Raw genomic sequence first — 16,590 nt, 5'->3', positions numbered from 1 at the left:
AATACTAAAAGTCACTTTCTTCAGCCATTTTTACTACGCCGATAGTAAGGATCAAATTAGCGAAGCGACGCTGTTCTCCTGTTTGAATAATTAATGTGGTGGCAGGTTCTCTAATTTTGTCATAGAAATCCCAACGCTCCATCGTATCCCAACTTACGTCTCCAAGTAATTTTTTATAAGCATTGTGTATTTCTGCGTTGGCTTCAGCAGGTTTTTCCATAACAATTGCACCTTGAACAGGACAGACTTCCAGTATTCCTTCAAGAACTGTGAGAGCATCCAATAGTCCCGGACGAAAATTGAGGTGTACGGTGGTGGAGTTGGGGCCTGTCATGGCACCAACGGGTAAATTACCATCTGCAATAACAACTTGTGCAAAATGGCCTGAACGCGCAAGCGCTTCCATAATTGTTGGGTGTATTATTGGAGTTTTAAGCATAGAATATTCTTGAAAATTGAATTGGAACAAAACACAAGAAGCTAAATAGTTCCTTGTGCTTTCTATTTTTTAATGACTAACTACATATTGTAAACACCACCATTGATGTCGAGAGTAGCACCAGTAATAAAACCATCGTATTCAGATGCCAGATACAAAACTGCTCGGGCTACATCATCTGCATTACCTGCTCGTTGAATTGGAATGCCAGCCGTTGTTTCCGCTGCTGATTCTTTTGTTGTATGCGTGTTGTGAAATGAGGTTCCAAGAATAAGACCTGGAGCTACGGCATTAACTCTTGTGCCTTGAGGTCCCAGTTCTGAAGCAAGTGCTCGTGTAAAGGTTAGGATCGCTCCTTTGCTGGTAGAGTAAACCAGTGAACCTGGGTGGCCACCTTTACGGCCAGCAAGTGATGCCAAATTGACAATACTGCTGTTGTCATTTTTTGCTAAATAAGGAGATGCTGCTCGCGTTACGAACATCATCGATGTAAGGTTGATATCCATTACCTTGTGCCAGAATTCAGCTTCCATTTCACTCAACATTTTACGAGCAACAAGCGAACCTGCGTTATTGATTAGAATATCCAGACCACCAAATGCTTCTACTGTTTTTTCGACCAATGCATTTGCATCGTCTTCCTTTGTTAAATCACCACTTATAGCAATCGCTTTTTGTCCTTTGCTTGTTGCGTATTCTACCAATTGGTTTGCGGTATCAGCACTGGAAAAATAGTGGATGGCAACATGGGCACCACAATCAATAAAGTGTTTGGTGATTGATTCTCCAATACCTTGAGCACCGGCGGTGATTAGTACATTTTTGCCAGTTAGTTTATTATTATCCATGATATCTTAAATTTATTGAGTTAATAGTTATGGTAAAATTTTTACTTGTCGGTATAGTCGACTTTCTATTATTCTTACGTAATGATCTGAATTATAGTGATTAAATAGATTATAATGCTTCTATTATCCCTAGAATACCCGTGTAGGATATGACACATGAAAAGAACAATGCCGAAAACAAACCAATGTTTACCCAAATACTTGTTTTGTAGTTTTTCATTACCTTTTTATTATTGATCATTAAGATGATTCCAAGAACTACAATTGGCAAAACGAATACATTAAAAACTTGAGATAAAATTTGCATTTCAATCGGATTTGCACCAAAAACAGGTACAATTAATGCAACTAAACAGGCTATAAAAGTGATAATCTTAAACTGTCGAGAACTAGTATCTAATTCACCAGACTGATAATCTGCAATTAACAAAGGTGCGATTAGCAAGCAAGGAAAAATCGATGAAAGACCAGCACTTAAAGTTCCAAAAAAGAAAATAGTTACTGCGAAATTTCCAGCAATTGGCTCTAGGGTATTTGCCATATCCAATACTTGAGTTACAGGCTTTCCTTGATAATACAATGCACCACAGGCAACCGCCATAACCGAACCACTAATTACGAATACTAAGATAGCGGCAACAATAGAATCCTTTTTTTGATCTTTTAAGTTCTCAATTGTCCATCCTTTACCCTTTACAAAAAGAGGTCTTGATAAAAATGTAGCTGCAGCCATAGTTGTGCCAACAAATGCCGCTGTCATCATTTTACCCCCGGGAACATCAGGTATGGTTGGTATTAATCCTTTAACAATATCAGCAGGAAGTGGGAAAACAAAGAACAGAGAAAAAATAAAAGAAAGTCCCATTAGCGTTACAAAAATGACTAAGATTTTCTCGAAGAAAGAATATTTACCAACCATCATTAAACCATAAAAAATAGCAATTACTACGATGGCAATGATAAGTACAGTTTCATATTTGTAAGGAGCTAATCCATCAAAATTCATTGCTAGAATTTCGTATAACATATTGGCTGAAATGCCCAATATCCCCATTAAAGAGTTCCATTGACCAAAGGATATCCCAATAATTATTAAAATGGCTAAGACTCTTCCTCCTTTAATGTGTTTTTTAAAGCCATACAAAGCTGTTTCGCCAGATATTAAAGCGTAATTACCATAGGCAAACATTAGTACTCCTGAAAAAAGACAACTGATCAGTAAAACCCATAATAATTGCATTCCATACGTACTTCCGGCAACAATCATAGAGGTAACACTTCCTGTTCCAATGGTATATCCAATAGCAAAAATTCCGGGTCCAAAACTTAAAATTATCGCAATTATTCTTTTTAGAAATGATTTATTCTTTTGAGGTTCTGGCATGATTTAAAGGTTTAGTTGGGTTATCTGTTAGTTATTACTACCAATTGGTGTGGTGAAACTTTCCGGAAGCATCATCGGTTCGTTGATAGGTATGTGCTCCGAAATAATCGCGTTGTGCTTGTATTAAATTTGCAGCTGAATATGCTGCTGTGTACCCATTAAAAAAGTTTACCGATTCACTTAAACAAGGAATTGCTAGCTCATTTAAAATACACTCTGACACTACTTTGTTGATTGATGGTTTTAATGATTTGACTTGATCAATAATTGTTTTAGATGTTAAAATATTATCATCTTCTTTTAAGACGGGTATCAAGTCCATTATTAAATCAGATTTAATAATGCAGCCATTTGTCCAGATTCTAGCTATTTCGCTTAAGTTTAACTGCCAATTATAAGCTTTTCCAGCTTCGGAAATTAATTTAAGACCTTGATAATGATTTACAATTCGAGCAAACTGATAAGCATTTAGAACATCTTCGATATTCAGATTAATCGCTGATGGATTACTCCTGAAGTTATTGCTTGCCTCAAGTCGTTCTTCTTTATAGAAAGAGGTGTATCGAGCAAATAATGCCGAAGCAATTAGTGTACTTGGAGCTCCCAATTGTGCCGTTGCAATAGTAGTCCAATTTCCAGTACCTTTATTTCCTGCTTTGTCAACTATTTTATTTACCAACCAGTCATCACCATCTTTTTTTCTAAGAATATCAACAGTAATTCCTAACAAGTAACTATTGGCTTTGCACGTAAATGATTCTAAAATATCCGCAATTTCATCTGGATTATTCCCTAAATGTTTTAGCATGGTATACACTTCAGCCAACAATTGCATCTCTACATATTCAATACCATTGTGAACCATTTTTACAAAATGCCCGCTGCCTTCTTCGCCAATGTAAGTACAGCAAGGTAAGTTGTTTCTATCCTTAGCGGCAATGCTGTCCAAATAAGGTTTTACCAGATTATAAATTTCTTTATTACCTCCCGGCATAATTGACGGTCCTTTAAGTGCTCCTTCTTCTCCTCCCGAAACACCAACACCGATAAAGTGGATATTTTTAGCTTTTAAATAATCGTAGCGTTCTTTCGTTTTTAAATAATTGGAATTACCACCATCAATCAAAACATCACCATCAGATAAATAAGGAATCAAATCTTCGATAACCATATCCGTAATATTACCGGCATTTACCATTAGCATAATTCTTCTTGGCGTTTGCAAGGAGTTTACGAATGCTTCGATATCTGAAAATGCTTTTGCGGACTCAAGTTCTTTATGAGCACTCTTAAAATCGATTGCTACATTTTCTTCTGTTCCCTTTAGTTCACGATTAAAAAGTGAAATGGTAAATCCTTTTTGAGCTAAGTTTCTACTTAAACTCTTACCCATAACACCTAAACCAAATAAGCCAAATTCTGATTTCATCTTTATCTTCTTTGTGATTTTTTCAACAATTTCTTGTGGTTTTAAACCAATATTTACAACTAAAGCATTCTTTGGTTGCTCTAAAGTATCGAACTGCGATTGCAATAAATCTGAGGACATAAAGTGATTTTCTCTACTGTTTAGTCGCTCAAAAATTTGATCGAAACTTCCTTCTAAATGAACCCATTTAACCTGATTCGGAATATCTCTACTTAAAATCTTTCTGTAGCTTTCTTTTAAGGCTGAACATACGATTACACAACTGTTATTTTGCAATTGATTTTTAGCTAGCTTATTTAGTGTGACTAGCCAATCGTATCTGTCTTCGTCATTCAAGGGTATTCCATCGCTCATTTTTTTGATGTTTGCTTGGGGATGATAATCGTCACCGTCAAAAAATGGAATTCTAAGTTCTTCAGATAACAACTCGCCTATTGTGCTCTTTCCGCAGCCCGAAACACCCATTAAAAAGATTACTTTGTTCAAATTCATATTGTATTTTTAGTATGCGAGATTATTCTTTATTTGAGATTTTAACAGCACTAATATTTGCTATTTAAGCTTAGGGGTAAAATCAAATAGACTGGATAGGTGGTCCCTCATCGATTCTCTGGATTTATCAATGTCACCATTTTTAATGTGTTCCAGAATCTGCCTGTGCTCCTTCAAAGCCTTTATATTCCGTTTATCTCGGCAGATATCATATTTTTTCGAAAAATTTTGCATGTGAGATGTCAAATACGATATTAGATATTTCAATACATCATTCTTCGTAGCTTCTGCAATCCTAACATGGAACATTAAATCTTCTTCCAGACCAGCTTCACCTTCCGATACCTTTTCTGCTAATAAATCTACTGCCTCTTCCATTTGTTTAATGTCTTCGGGCTGAGCTTTTTCAGCTGCACTTCCTGCTGCTTCTATTTCAAGTACATTTCGTACTTGCATAAGTGATTTGTAATCGGGGTTGATTAAATTTAGAGCATTGGTAAGCATTCCAACAAAAGCAGAATCTTGATTGTCAGCAACGATGGTTCCACTTTGTGGAAGTGTTTTTACAATACCATAAAACTCAAGTTTTCGAATTGCATCTCGAACATAAATTCTTCCGACGTTGAGTTTTTCACTAAGCAATCTTTCAGAAGGCAATTTATCCCCTGGCTTTAATTGCCCAGAGGAAATGAGTTCATTTATTTGGTCGGCAATCTTATCCGAAGGTTTTTCAATTACAATTTCTCTTAGATTATCAAATATTTCTTTCGGCATTTCAATACGATTTTCTTAGTTTTATTTAAGAATAATAAATTGGTTAACCAGTCGTTGGTTAGGCAAATATATATAATTATTTAAAAAAACCAAATTGGTTAACCAATTTTTTCATCGTCTACCTTCTTTTGTATCAGTCATTTTAGCTTTCAGGAAACAACATCGAAACCTTTTGTAAACATTGTAGCCGTATGGTTTTGCAGAGATTTATAACCAAGTTGTTTGATAAAAAACTGAGAAATATAAAAAGTGGAGGAGGGAAATTTGTCTTAGAGGGTATAAATATTGATAGAATTGAAAAATCCGCTAATCGTAAATGATTAGCGGATTTTTTACGGGATATATTTTGAACAATCCAATTTAAAGGCGCTGGTTCTGACTCGTCAGGATTAGTTGAACTATCCCGATAGCTATCGGGGTCAAACTGCTCGTCAATGCCTATAAAATTTAACTTTTTTTCTAGGCTAAATCTTTTATGCACACTCATATTCATATACTTTCAAAAGCTTTCCATTTACTAATTCGTAAACACTAAACCAGTCAAAATAGTCTTCTGGAAATTCACTATTGTTTTCTTCAGCATAATCTTTCTCATCACCTCCATATTGAAAAGCAAGAATCAACGTTTTTTCACTCAAAGAGCCAGTTAAGCTAATTTCTTTCATTGTTTTGTTGTTAGGAGGCTCCTCTAAATCAAACTGGCCATTGTATCCATGCTTGCTAGAATCAAAAATAAGTGTCTTGATATTTGCATGGTTTTTAACCATTAAAACTCCTCCTATTGATTCGTATTCTTCAAGCCAATTAGCTTTTAATTGTGAAACTGACAGGTCTAAACAAAATACGGTTGTGTATTCTCCATATTCTTTAAAAACTTTTGTTCTAATTGAATGATCTGAGTTTTTTACAATATTTTTTAAATGACTTGGTGCAGGGTACATGTTAATTGTAAATATTATAACTGGTTGTCATTATTGATTTTGCCTATAACGGTCTTGCTAAGTTTCTTGGGCGATTTAAACAGTTACCTTATCAAATCGCTAAATAAGCAAGCCGCATAAATTTGTTAATATTTTTTAAGCAAACCAATTTATATAGCTTGCTGGTGTTCATTTATTGTACTATCCCGATAGCTATCGGGATCAAACTGGCCATTAACGCCCATGCTAATTTAGCTTAGTTGTTACCTGCTGTTTATGATTTTTTCAAATTTAATTTTTTCTTTGTCGCGAGAGTAAAATCGTATATTTCTTTCAATTATAAGTTCATCTCTATTTAATTTTAGAATTTTCCAAACTCCATATTTTGTTTTTATTTTCTCAGGAAAATAAATGAAACCATTTGTTGAATTCAATTTCCATTTTTCTGACCTTACTTTTCCATATTGCTCAATCTCTATTGAATCCGTTCTGATTCTTAAATATAATTTTGTATCAATATTCTCAGGATAACTTAGAGGTGGCGGCGGTGACGGAAAGCCTTGTCCATCTTGAAATGGCCAGACCCAGTTTCCAACAATTCCACTTATTTCATTTTTTTTCTCAATTTTAGTCATTTTAAAGTCTTGAATTGAGGTATGGAATAGCTTTAAAAGTATTTCGTTTTCAGAACTCTTTTCGATTAAAAGTGGTGGCGAATCGAAATGGTCAAAAACTAAAAAATCAAAGGATTTATAACTATTAATAGCCCATTTTGTCAGACGATAGTTTGTGTTAAATACGTTTCCAATATTCAAAATCAATGAATCAGTTATAAAATCAATTGAATCTGAATAATTTGGGCCAATTATTCTGAAAGCCTTTTCTTTTAATTCGATATTTATTTTTTTATCCCTTTTGATAATTCTTTTAAAAACTAGATCCCGTTTATAAGTAGAATAATAGCTAAGAACTAAACTATCTTGTGTAATGTTTTTAATCAGAAAAGTGTCTGAGTCAAATATAAGTTTATTGTCTTTTAATGAGTATTTGAACGCTTTAATAGTATCCTTTTCTTCCAAGCTTGGATAATCAAATGATTTATAAATTAATTCATTACTTGAAAAATCAAGTAATTCCCTCATGGAAGATAATGACGGTTCATTGCTAGAATAATGAATTTGATATGCACCAATCCAAACTCCTTCTAATTCATTTGATGATTCACATGAATTAAAAATGATTAAACTAATCAATATGTAAAGAGCTCTTTTCATAAATATATGTTTAGGGAGATAGTTTATAAGTAGGAGCAAAGCCAAATTTTATTGGCTTGCTGGTGTTTCTTAATTGTACTATCCCGATAGCTATCGGGATCAAACTGCTTATCAGCGCCCATGACAATTTAATTTTTGTTAGGAGCTGTATTTATTTCATCAAATAAGATTTGCTACTCAAATACCCTTCAAATTCTGATTTAAAAAACAGGTAATTAAAATCTTTCAACTTAGACAATCTAGTCAAACAATCTATTTCGCTTAAAATTCGAAAACAAGTTAATTTAATGAGTTCGTCTTTTTTAAGATTCGAAATTTCCGAATAATCAATTTTCACATCTATCTCTGCGCAGTTGGTTGATTTTATTTTGAGTCCATCAACTGTTGAGTTTTTTTCACCTGGACTATATCGAGGTCTTTTCTTCTTAAAGAATTGTTCAAATTCGGGTTTCACCGTTATTAATCCAAAATATAATTCATTCAAATCTCTACCATAATTTTTTGCATTAAAAAAGGATTTCAATTCATCAGATAATTCAACAACCCAAGAGTTTTGTTCTACTGAAAGATTGGTATACTGTGCTATCCTAAAAATCATATATTGGTTATTTATATATTGTTGTAACAAGTAGATAAGTCGCATAGCATCTTATCTTACTTATCTGTTTTCTTGTGTAAGGTTTTGATATTCTAATGTTTTCGTATTGCGAAACAAGTTCTTCTTTTGCAAGACATTGATTCCTACAACTCATAAATTTACTAATTAATAGTAAACATTATGTGCTGAAATGGTAAAATACTTTTGAGCTTGTTATAAAAAAACACCCCAAGCTTTCGCAAGGAGTGTTTATTGTAATAAGTCGTAATTTGATCGGGTAGTTTATCTAAAAAAAGTACCTGTTGCGGTATCGGGTGCATTTCTACGATCCGATGCCTTTTTAATTACTTCTTCTTTTTGTTCATTGGTGTATAGCGACCAATTGCCAATTTCTTCTGTGGTTCTTCTGCAGCCAAAGCACACGCCGTTACTATCCTGTCGGCAAATGCTAATGCAAGGTGATTGTATATCTTCCATAATAATTTTATTTCTTATTTAAAATCAATACAAATAAAGTGAATTCTATTTGTAAAAACAACTTTCTATGAAGTCGATTTATTATCAACTTAGGATATTTTCTTTTTTGATTTGGCAGGTTTAAATACAGATATAAAAATGGTGATAATAAGTGTACTAGTCATGCAAACACCCATGATGTTTTGCGATTTATCATACCATTGATAGTCCGAATTCGTTAAAGCATTTGTGCCTAGTTCTCCAGAAATATCAACTAGCTTTGAAATCCAAGGATCGGAGTAAATGGTACCCAGTACAATTATCGCCACTGTAATGAACCATTTAAAGATTAACCAGCCGTGTTTAAAGTAGCCCCATTTTGTGAATTGAGAATACATCCAGCCAGTTAGTAGACAAAGGATTGCTGAAGGAACGAGGATTTTCATGTCAATAAAATGAATGATTTTATTCATCAAATAAAGTTGATCGCCAGATTGTACATCATCGCTCAAAAATTGAACTAAAAACATAACTATTCCTGTTGTAATCCAGACTCCTGCAGCTATTAAATGGACAGATTTTAGCCACTTTTTTTGTGTAAGTGAAAGTTGTTTCATGCTCTTTATTTTAAAAAGTTCTCTGTGTTAAGGATTACTTGTTTAAGGCTTTTTACCAATATTTCTTTTGCCTTTTCTTCAACTCCTTCGGTTGCAACCATTGTAGATTCAAAGGCACATTTATGAAGCTGATTGGTTAATTCTCTGCCTTTATCAGTAATAAATAGTTTGAATATTCTTTTGTCAATATCATCTCTTCTTTTTTCTACAAAACCGGCAGTTTCAAGCTTTTTAGTCATTCTGCTCGTATTTGCCATATCTTTGTATATTGCATTGCTTAACTCACTAATAGTCATGCCATCGGTTTCTGTAAGGCGATACAAAACATTCCATTGTTCTGGAGTGATATTCAGTTTGTTGTCGCTTAATATTTTATAAAATACGCGCTTTATCATGATTGCACTTATGGCAATATGATGATTTACGGATGTTTCTAGATCTACTTTGTTCATTTAAAAAGTATTTGTCATGACAAATATATAAATTTAATTGTCATGACAAGTATTGTAGTGAATGGTTTTGTAGTTATTTCGAATTGCAGACTTGTAAACACGAAAAATCCCGAACTGTGAAGTCCGGGATTTTCTCTAAACCTAATTCTAACCTAAATCTAATCTGTATGAAAAAACATCTCTGTTTTGTATGATACAAATATAATTGGTAGTTGTGCTAAAAGGATTGAATGAAAGTTAAGGAAGCTTAAAAGTGAATCTTTGCATCGGTATATACAATAGAAAAATCCCGAACTGTGAAGTCTGGGATTTTCTCTAAACCTAATTCTAACCTAAATCTAATCTATATGAAAAAACATCTCTGTTTTGTATGATACAAATATAGCTGGTAGTTGTGCTAAAAGGATTGAATGGAAGTTAAGGAAGCTTAAAAGTGAATCTTTGCATCGGTATATACAATAGAAAAATCCCGAACTGTGAAGTCCGGGATTTTCTCTAACCCTAATTACTAACCTAAATCTAACCTATGAAAAAACATCTCTGTTTTTGTATGGTACAAATATAATTGGTAGTTGTGCTAAAAGGATTGAATGAAAGTTAAGGAAGCTTAAAAGTGAATCTTTGCATCAGTTTATACAATAGAAAAATCCCGAACTGTGAAGTCCGGGATTTTCTCTAAACCTAATTCTAACCTAAATCTAATCTATGAAAAAAAACTTATCTGTTTTCTACCTTACAAATATAGCGACTAGGTATGCTAAAAGGATTGAACGAAGGTTAACAAAGCTTAAAAGCTCATCAGTATTTACCATTTATTTGAAGCAAGATTGGTGTTATTTTGCGTTTCGTAAAAAAGCCTGAACAAATCGAATTTCCGAATAGCTATAATCACTGCCTAATGCCTGTTTACATTCGTTCAGCATTTCAATACCATCCTTTTCAAGTTGTTTCTTTATCTTCTTCACTTTCTTTTTGTCTACAAACTTATCGAGAGGCAACATTCCAAGGCCAACGTAATGCGCCAAATGTTTTTCGATTGTTACAACTGTTAAATCACGAAAGGCAGCAATTTCGCGTATGTTTTTGCCATCTAAATACAAATCCAAGCTAATTTCTTTGGTATTTTGCTTCGCTACAGCTTTCTTTTCAGCTACTGGTTCAGGACTTGTAAAATTCAATAGTCCGAGGTTCGCTCCTTGGCGGTATTCCGAAACCATATGAATCACATCTAGTCCGTAGCGTTCGATCTTCTTTTTTCCAAATCCTTTCACACTTTTAAGCGCATCGGGGGTAGAGGGCAAATCATTAGCAATATCTACCAAACTTTGTTGCGATGCAATGTAAAAAACGGGAGCATTTATTCTATCGGCTAATTCTTTGCGCCACTTTTTTAGTGTGCGAAGTAGTTTCGGATGTTTTACATTTTCATCAACAACTTCTTTAGGTTTTTTCAATCGGAAGCTTTGCTTTTCGAAATGAGCTTTTGCTCTAATGCCCTGAAATTCTCCCGTAATAAATCCGTTTAAGCAAGATTTTAAGCAAAGAAGTTTAACGCTGGTTTTCTCATTTATAGTTTTAAGATGACCTTCAATTACCTTTTTTAATCCCTGATTATCTGTTTCGAAACTAAAATCTTTCAAAATGGATTGCAGGTGCTCTTCGGTTTTCTTTACAAAATAAGCCGATGCTTTACTGATTCTTTCTTGTGCCTCTTTGTTAGAATGCAAATCTTGTTGATCCAAGCAAAAACGTTTCAATGTAGGAACAAATTTTTCACCAACTTCCAGTAATTCTTTACCAATTAGGGGCAATGCATTATTCATTTTCTCGGTTAAATTTCCCTTTATGCTCTTCGAATTATCTTGTAGTTGTTTGTTGCAATAATTGCAAAATCGGTAAATATCATGATAAGAATACAACTCCTCGAGCAATTGAAATTGATATTTACGAATGGAATTATCAAGATTTGCTTCTTGTGGAGGATTTGCTTCCAAATGCTGCGTAAATTGAGAAACCGAATGGTCGCAAATAATACCCGATTTACTTAGCGTTGATTTTAAAACCAATCCTTGCAGCGTTTTACAACGACTCAAAGCCACATAAACTTGTCCGTGAGCAAATGCCGCATTGGCATCAATCACAGCTCGTTCGAATGTTAATCCTTGACTTTTATGAATGGTAATTGCCCAAGCCATTTTTAATGGATATTGAGAAAAAGCACCCGATATGTCTTCCTCAATTGCCTTGGTTTCTGCATTTATACTGTATTTAATGTTGTGCCAATCTTCTGGATACACTTCTATTTCGAAAGGATCATTTTCACATTGTACCAGAATTGCATCATCTTTAAAACCACTTACCGTTCCAATCTTACCATTGTAATAGAGTTTTTCTGGCGAACTATCATTCTTCACAAACATTACTTGCGCACCTTTCTTTAATTGCAGATGCTCTTCGGTTGGGAAAGAATATTCGGGGAATGTACCCGTAATGTTGGCTTTAAATTTCTGCGATTTGCCTTTTAGTTGCTTTAGCTTTTCTTCATTAATTTTTTGAGCTCTGGCATTATGCGTTGTTAGGGTGATATAACCATCCTGATCAGTAGGATTAAAGTTTGGCAAATACCTTTTTTCCAATTCCTGAAAAGATTTTTGACTCAGGTTATTATTCCTGATTTCGTTTAGGATTTGAATAAAATTTTCATCGTTTTGACGATAAACATGCTTCAGTTCGATGCTGACATGTTGCGATTTTTGAAAGGCTTTACTGCTAAAAAAGAAAGCTGAATCGTAATGCTGGCGCAAAAGAGACCATTCTTCATTTTTTACAACTGGAGGCAATTGTTGCAAGTCACCAATCAATAAAACTTGAACACCACCAAATGGGAGGTTCCTATTTTTGAATTTCCTCAGTACTTCATCAATTCCATCCAATAAATCTGCACGAACCATACTTATTTCATCAATAACAAGTAGGTCTAGTGATTTAATGATGTCAATTTTTTCTTTTCGATATTTTTGAAGAGGAGATTTATTTTCTCCTTTAGAGTTTTTGTCTGCATTAAGAATTTGCCCTGGCAATATCGGGCCGAAAGGCAGCTGAAAAAAGGAATGAATGGTAACACCTCCTGCATTAATTGCCGCCACACCTGTTGGCGCAACAACAACCATTCGTTTCGGGAGTTCTTCCTTTAATTGTCTCAAAAAGGTCGTTTTTCCTGTACCAGCTTTACCGGTAAGGAATATTGTAGTGTTTGTAAATTGTACAAACTTTTGAGCTAGTTCTAGTTGAGCGTTACTTTCCATTTTGAAACATCAGTATTTTGAAAAACTAAAAATACAAAATGTTTACGGTTTAAGAATAAAAATTTATGTAAGATATTTGCTTAAAATAAGCAAATTTACTCTACTTCGATAATCTTGTTTTTTACTGCGTACATAACAAGAGAGGTTGAATTTTTACAAGAAGTTTTACTCAATAAATTCGATCTGTGGCGATCAACAGTTCTTTGGCTAATAAACAATTCTTCAGCTATTTCTGCATTGCTATAGCCATCACAAATTAATTTTAAAACTTCCAATTCTCGTTGCGATAGTTTTACGGTTTCTATTTTTAGCTTTTGAAGTCGCTTCTGATCCAAAATATCAACCAACAGTTCTTGAGAGAAATAACTTTTTCCAGCCATGACTGCTTCCAATGCAGAAATAAGTTCGTCAGCATCGGAGTTCTTAAGCAAAAAACCTTTTACACCAGCATCCAACATTTGGTCATAGTATTCTTCTTCTCCGTGCATCGAAAGAACAATTACTTTCATGTCTGGATATCTTTTTAAGGCTTCGCGTGTGGCTTCGATTCCATTCATTTCGGGCATATTGATATCCATTAATACAATATCAATTTGTGTGTTTTCGGCCATTTCCAAAAACTCTTTCCCATTCGAAGCTTCTCCTACTATTTCGATTTTAGGTACGTTATTTAAAAGAAAACGCAAACCACTTCTAAACATTTTGTGGTCATCAACAATCATTATTTTGTACTCAGTCATGCTCTTCTTTTTTACAGGTTAATTTCAACTAATGCCATCATTCCACCTCTTTTTGGATTGCTTTTTATTTTATGAGAACCGTTTAAAGAACGAATTCTACTCAATACATTATACAACCCCATACCGGTCGATGTGCCAGCATTAATTTCTTTGGCATCAAAACCAATTCCATCATCAATATAAATAAGAGAAATAAGATTTCCTTCGCGGGATAAATTTATTTCAATATTAGTAGCCTTTGCGTGCTTAATGGTGTTGTTAATTAGCTCATTAACAACTCTAAAGATAACTACTTCAACCTGCTCATTGATTCTTTCTTCCATGTGTTCAGCATAAAAACTGATGCTAATGGTTTGTGAAAGGTTAATTTTATTTGTGAATGATTGAATGGCTTTTTCCAATCCAAAATCATTCAAGATATGAGGGCTAAGGTTATTTGATATCTCTTTGATGCTTACCAATGCTTCATTTACTGCATCAACCGAAGCTTTAATGATTTGCTCTTTTTCAATTACAGAATCAAATTTACCTAAAGAGGATAGGTACAGGTTGATACTGGAAAGTAATGGGCCAATGGAATCGTGCAAATCTGTTGCAAATCTTTTGCGCTCGCTCTCTTCTGTATTGATAACCGCATTTAGAATTTTCCGCTCTGTTTCTTGTCTTATACTGATATCGTTTATCACAGATAAAATCAGCTTACTGTCTTGTAATTCGATTAAACTAAGGTGAATTTCAACAGGGAAATTGCTTCCATCTTTTCTCTTTTGAGTAGATTCGAAAGAAAGAGAAGGGGTAGAAGTAGTTAATTTTCGCCAATAAGTATGCAGCGCAGAACTGCTATGGTTTAGGTCTATTTCACTATAATTTAGCTGTAGAATCTCCCTCGTAGAATAACCTAGCCAGTTGCAAGCAGCCGAATTGGCATCTAAAATTTTCCCCGTTGTATCATAAATTAAAATTCCATCAGATGCTTGCTCAATTAAAGATCTCCATCTTTTTTCGGATACACGTAATTTACGTTCTTCGGCTTTAATTTTAGCTTCGGCCTCTTTACGTTCTGTAATATTTATTAGAGTGCCTACAATATTTCTAGGTTTACCTTCTTCATTGTAATCTAATATTTTGCCTTTTGCTTTAAACCACATCCATTCATTTTTTTTCGTACAGATTCGAAATTCTGTAATGAACAGAAGGCTATGGCCCATTTTATTTTTCTTGTGCTTTTGTTTGATCAGCATTAGATCTTCCGGATGAATCAACTTGCAAAGAAGGTCTTTCGTATCGGCTGCCGTAACTGAATTGTATCCAAGCTTATCCCAAATAATCTTACTAATGTATACTTGTTCGTTTTCAAAATTGTGCTCCCAAACACCATCTGAGTTTGCATCAAGCATTCGCAAAAGCCTTTTCCTACTACTTTTCAGTTCTAAATTGGCTTCCTCTAAATTTTCGGTGCGCTCTTTTACCAGCTCCAATAAGTTATGTCGGTGATCTTCTAATTCTGTATTTTGTTTTAGAATTTGTTCTGTTTGTAATTCTAGTTTTTCATTTGCAAACACAACTTCTTTTGTCCTTTCAGCTACTCTACGGTCCAATTCTTCATTCTCTTGAATCAATTTTTTCTCATTTTGCTGAATTCGAATTTTTGAATACCTTAAAATAACAAGCATGATAAGCGTACCAAATATGATGACAAATAAGGAAGTTTGGTACTGACGAATAATGGATGGAGGTTGATTGCTAATAATACTTCCTTTAGGCAATTGCTTTGGTAATATTTTAAAGCGTTTAAGCTGCTCATAATCAAACTTAAAGGCGTTATATCCTCCTTGTATAATAGGGATACTGTTTAAATCGTCTCCGTTTAAAACATCCAAAGTAATTTGGGCAGCAAATTGGCCTTGATTGTAGCCGCTGGTAATCATACCACCTACAATTCCCTCGTTAAAATAGAATTCCCAACTACTATAAATTGGTAGTTTTGTCGCAGCACGTATAATCTCAATATTTTCTTGATAGGAGATGAAATTTCCTTCCTTATCGCGACTAAAATTAATGAGGTAAATAATGCTATTGGGATCAAGGTTTTGAACTTGATCTACCAATTCCTCAATGGATAAATTCTCAAGAAAAATTAGGTTTACATCTGTATCTAATTGTGGCCAAAAAGATTTAATGTTGTTTCTATTTAAAATGGCCGATTGGGTCTGATTATCATTGATAACCACTAATTGCTTTGCTTTCGGATGAAGTTGTAAGGCAACTTCGATGGTTTTTTTGGAGTCAATTTCTTCGGTAACACCTGATACTTGATCTATTCCTTCAACCAATTCACTTGTAAACTGATCAATAGAACAAAAAATAATTGGTGTGTCCTTAAAAAAATCGGAGTTGTAATTTCGGACAAAATCCAAGGCATTGTTATCCGATACAATAATAGCTGCAAACTTATTTTTTTGATGCTTTAAGCCATACAACTTGGCAAACTCATGCAAGTATTCAGGATCTGAATTCCGCTTGGTGTCCATGTATTCGAACATCAATTCTACATTATCATCTTTTGCAAGCACAGATTGTATGCCTTCGCTTACATTATCAGTCCAGTTTAATCCTTGATGATAGGAATGCAAGACCAATACTCTTTGTTTTCGTGCCGAAGCTTGAAAGCCAAAAAGCAGAATAAGCATGAATAGTAAGCTTGTTCTCCAGAGAATGTTAATCGATTTATTCATACCATCAGTTATACTTACGAATAAGAGAATAGTTGTTGCGAATTGCAATTCCTAATAGTGGGTAAGATACAAAGCACAAAATAGTTTCACTATGTTTTAGAATAGTGAATACTGATGAAATGCTATT

At 34.1% G+C, this 16,590-nt stretch carries 14 protein-coding genes; all 14 read right to left on the bottom strand.

The genetic code is table 11. The annotated features are described in order from the left end of the window. Window positions 1-4: 4 nt before the first annotated feature. The 14 genes from L3049_RS11340 to L3049_RS11275 all read right to left on the bottom strand — a co-directional run bounded on the left by L3049_RS11340 (window position 5) and on the right by L3049_RS11275 (window position 16,463). On the bottom strand, window positions 5-439 hold the full coding sequence (locus tag L3049_RS11340) for an RbsD/FucU family protein (RefSeq protein WP_275109923.1): 435 nt from the start codon (window positions 437-439) through the stop codon (window positions 5-7). An 80-nt stretch (window positions 440-519) separates the two neighbouring features. Next, window positions 520-1,287: an SDR family NAD(P)-dependent oxidoreductase gene (locus L3049_RS11335; RefSeq protein ID WP_275109922.1), complete on the bottom strand. Its 768-nt coding sequence runs from the start codon at window positions 1,285-1,287 to the stop codon at window positions 520-522. A 109-nt stretch (window positions 1,288-1,396) separates the two neighbouring features. Then, window positions 1,397-2,671: an Nramp family divalent metal transporter gene (locus L3049_RS11330; protein WP_275109921.1), complete on the bottom strand. Its 1,275-nt coding sequence runs from the start codon at window positions 2,669-2,671 to the stop codon at window positions 1,397-1,399. A 37-nt stretch (window positions 2,672-2,708) separates the two neighbouring features. Then, window positions 2,709-4,592, bottom strand: coding sequence for an NADP-dependent phosphogluconate dehydrogenase (gndA, locus tag L3049_RS11325; protein ID WP_275109920.1), 1,884 nt, complete (start codon window positions 4,590-4,592; stop codon window positions 2,709-2,711). A gap of 60 nt (window positions 4,593-4,652) precedes the next feature. After that, window positions 4,653-5,366 carry a FadR/GntR family transcriptional regulator gene (locus L3049_RS11320; RefSeq protein WP_275109919.1) on the bottom strand — a complete coding sequence of 238 codons (714 nt, stop codon included), beginning with the start codon at window positions 5,364-5,366 and terminating at the stop codon, window positions 4,653-4,655. Window positions 5,367-5,839: 473 nt separating this feature from the next. Further along, window positions 5,840-6,307 (bottom strand): hypothetical protein, encoded by a 468-nt coding sequence (locus tag L3049_RS11315; protein WP_275109918.1) that lies wholly within the window; start codon window positions 6,305-6,307, stop codon window positions 5,840-5,842. A gap of 242 nt (window positions 6,308-6,549) precedes the next feature. After that, window positions 6,550-7,560, bottom strand: a complete 1,011-nt coding sequence (locus L3049_RS11310) for a hypothetical protein (protein ID WP_275109917.1) — start codon at window positions 7,558-7,560, stop codon at window positions 6,550-6,552. Window positions 7,561-7,711: 151 nt separating this feature from the next. Then, entirely contained in the window at window positions 7,712-8,158 is a 447-nt protein-coding gene (locus tag L3049_RS11305) for a hypothetical protein (RefSeq protein WP_275109916.1), read from the bottom strand. Between the two features lie 282 nt (window positions 8,159-8,440). After that, window positions 8,441-8,635, bottom strand: coding sequence for a DUF1289 domain-containing protein (locus L3049_RS11300; RefSeq protein ID WP_275109915.1), 195 nt, complete (start codon window positions 8,633-8,635; stop codon window positions 8,441-8,443). A gap of 89 nt (window positions 8,636-8,724) precedes the next feature. Next, a complete protein-coding gene (locus L3049_RS11295; RefSeq protein ID WP_275109914.1) occupies window positions 8,725-9,231 on the bottom strand; it encodes a DUF2269 family protein in 507 nt (168 codons plus the stop codon). 5 nt (window positions 9,232-9,236) lie between these two features. After that, the gene (locus L3049_RS11290) at window positions 9,237-9,683 is read right to left on the bottom strand and encodes a MarR family winged helix-turn-helix transcriptional regulator (RefSeq protein WP_275109913.1); all 447 of its coding nucleotides are present in this window, start codon (window positions 9,681-9,683) and stop codon (window positions 9,237-9,239) included. Window positions 9,684-10,516: 833 nt separating this feature from the next. Next, window positions 10,517-12,988: a helix-turn-helix domain-containing protein gene (locus L3049_RS11285; RefSeq protein WP_275109912.1), complete on the bottom strand. Its 2,472-nt coding sequence runs from the start codon at window positions 12,986-12,988 to the stop codon at window positions 10,517-10,519. 95 nt (window positions 12,989-13,083) lie between these two features. Further along, on the bottom strand, window positions 13,084-13,728 hold the full coding sequence (locus tag L3049_RS11280) for a response regulator transcription factor (RefSeq protein WP_275109911.1): 645 nt from the start codon (window positions 13,726-13,728) through the stop codon (window positions 13,084-13,086). Between the two features lie 11 nt (window positions 13,729-13,739). Further along, complete coding sequence (locus L3049_RS11275) at window positions 13,740-16,463, bottom strand: ABC transporter substrate binding protein (RefSeq protein WP_275109910.1); 2,724 nt, start codon at window positions 16,461-16,463, stop codon at window positions 13,740-13,742. Window positions 16,464-16,590 lie beyond the last annotated feature (127 nt).

The sequence above is a fragment of the Labilibaculum sp. DW002 genome, assembly GCF_029029525.1.
GTDB lineage: Bacteria > Bacteroidota > Bacteroidia > Bacteroidales > Marinifilaceae > Paralabilibaculum > Paralabilibaculum antarcticum.
This window is presented reverse-complemented; position numbering and strand designations above follow the sequence as displayed.

What these genes read in the sequence shown, in the direction of transcription:
- L3049_RS11340 (WP_275109923.1), bottom strand. Translation starts at nt 439, where the DNA reads ATGCTTAAAACTCCAATAATACACCCAACAATTATGGAAGCGCTTGCG.
- L3049_RS11335 (WP_275109922.1), bottom strand. Translation starts at nt 1,287, where the DNA reads ATGGATAATAATAAACTAACTGGCAAAAATGTACTAATCACCGCCGGT.
- L3049_RS11330 (WP_275109921.1), bottom strand. Translation starts at nt 2,671, where the DNA reads ATGCCAGAACCTCAAAAGAATAAATCATTTCTAAAAAGAATAATTGCG.
- gndA (WP_275109920.1), bottom strand. Translation starts at nt 4,592, where the DNA reads ATGAATTTGAACAAAGTAATCTTTTTAATGGGTGTTTCGGGCTGCGGA.
- L3049_RS11320 (WP_275109919.1), bottom strand. Translation starts at nt 5,366, where the DNA reads ATGCCGAAAGAAATATTTGATAATCTAAGAGAAATTGTAATTGAAAAA.
- L3049_RS11315 (WP_275109918.1), bottom strand. Translation starts at nt 6,307, where the DNA reads ATGTACCCTGCACCAAGTCATTTAAAAAATATTGTAAAAAACTCAGAT.
- L3049_RS11310 (WP_275109917.1), bottom strand. Translation starts at nt 7,560, where the DNA reads ATGAAAAGAGCTCTTTACATATTGATTAGTTTAATCATTTTTAATTCA.
- L3049_RS11305 (WP_275109916.1), bottom strand. Translation starts at nt 8,158, where the DNA reads ATGATTTTTAGGATAGCACAGTATACCAATCTTTCAGTAGAACAAAAC.
- L3049_RS11300 (WP_275109915.1), bottom strand. Translation starts at nt 8,635, where the DNA reads ATGGAAGATATACAATCACCTTGCATTAGCATTTGCCGACAGGATAGT.
- L3049_RS11295 (WP_275109914.1), bottom strand. Translation starts at nt 9,231, where the DNA reads ATGAAACAACTTTCACTTACACAAAAAAAGTGGCTAAAATCTGTCCAT.
- L3049_RS11290 (WP_275109913.1), bottom strand. Translation starts at nt 9,683, where the DNA reads ATGAACAAAGTAGATCTAGAAACATCCGTAAATCATCATATTGCCATA.
- L3049_RS11285 (WP_275109912.1), bottom strand. Translation starts at nt 12,988, where the DNA reads ATGGAAAGTAACGCTCAACTAGAACTAGCTCAAAAGTTTGTACAATTT.
- L3049_RS11280 (WP_275109911.1), bottom strand. Translation starts at nt 13,728, where the DNA reads ATGACTGAGTACAAAATAATGATTGTTGATGACCACAAAATGTTTAGA.
- L3049_RS11275 (WP_275109910.1), bottom strand. Translation starts at nt 16,463, where the DNA reads ATGAATAAATCGATTAACATTCTCTGGAGAACAAGCTTACTATTCATG.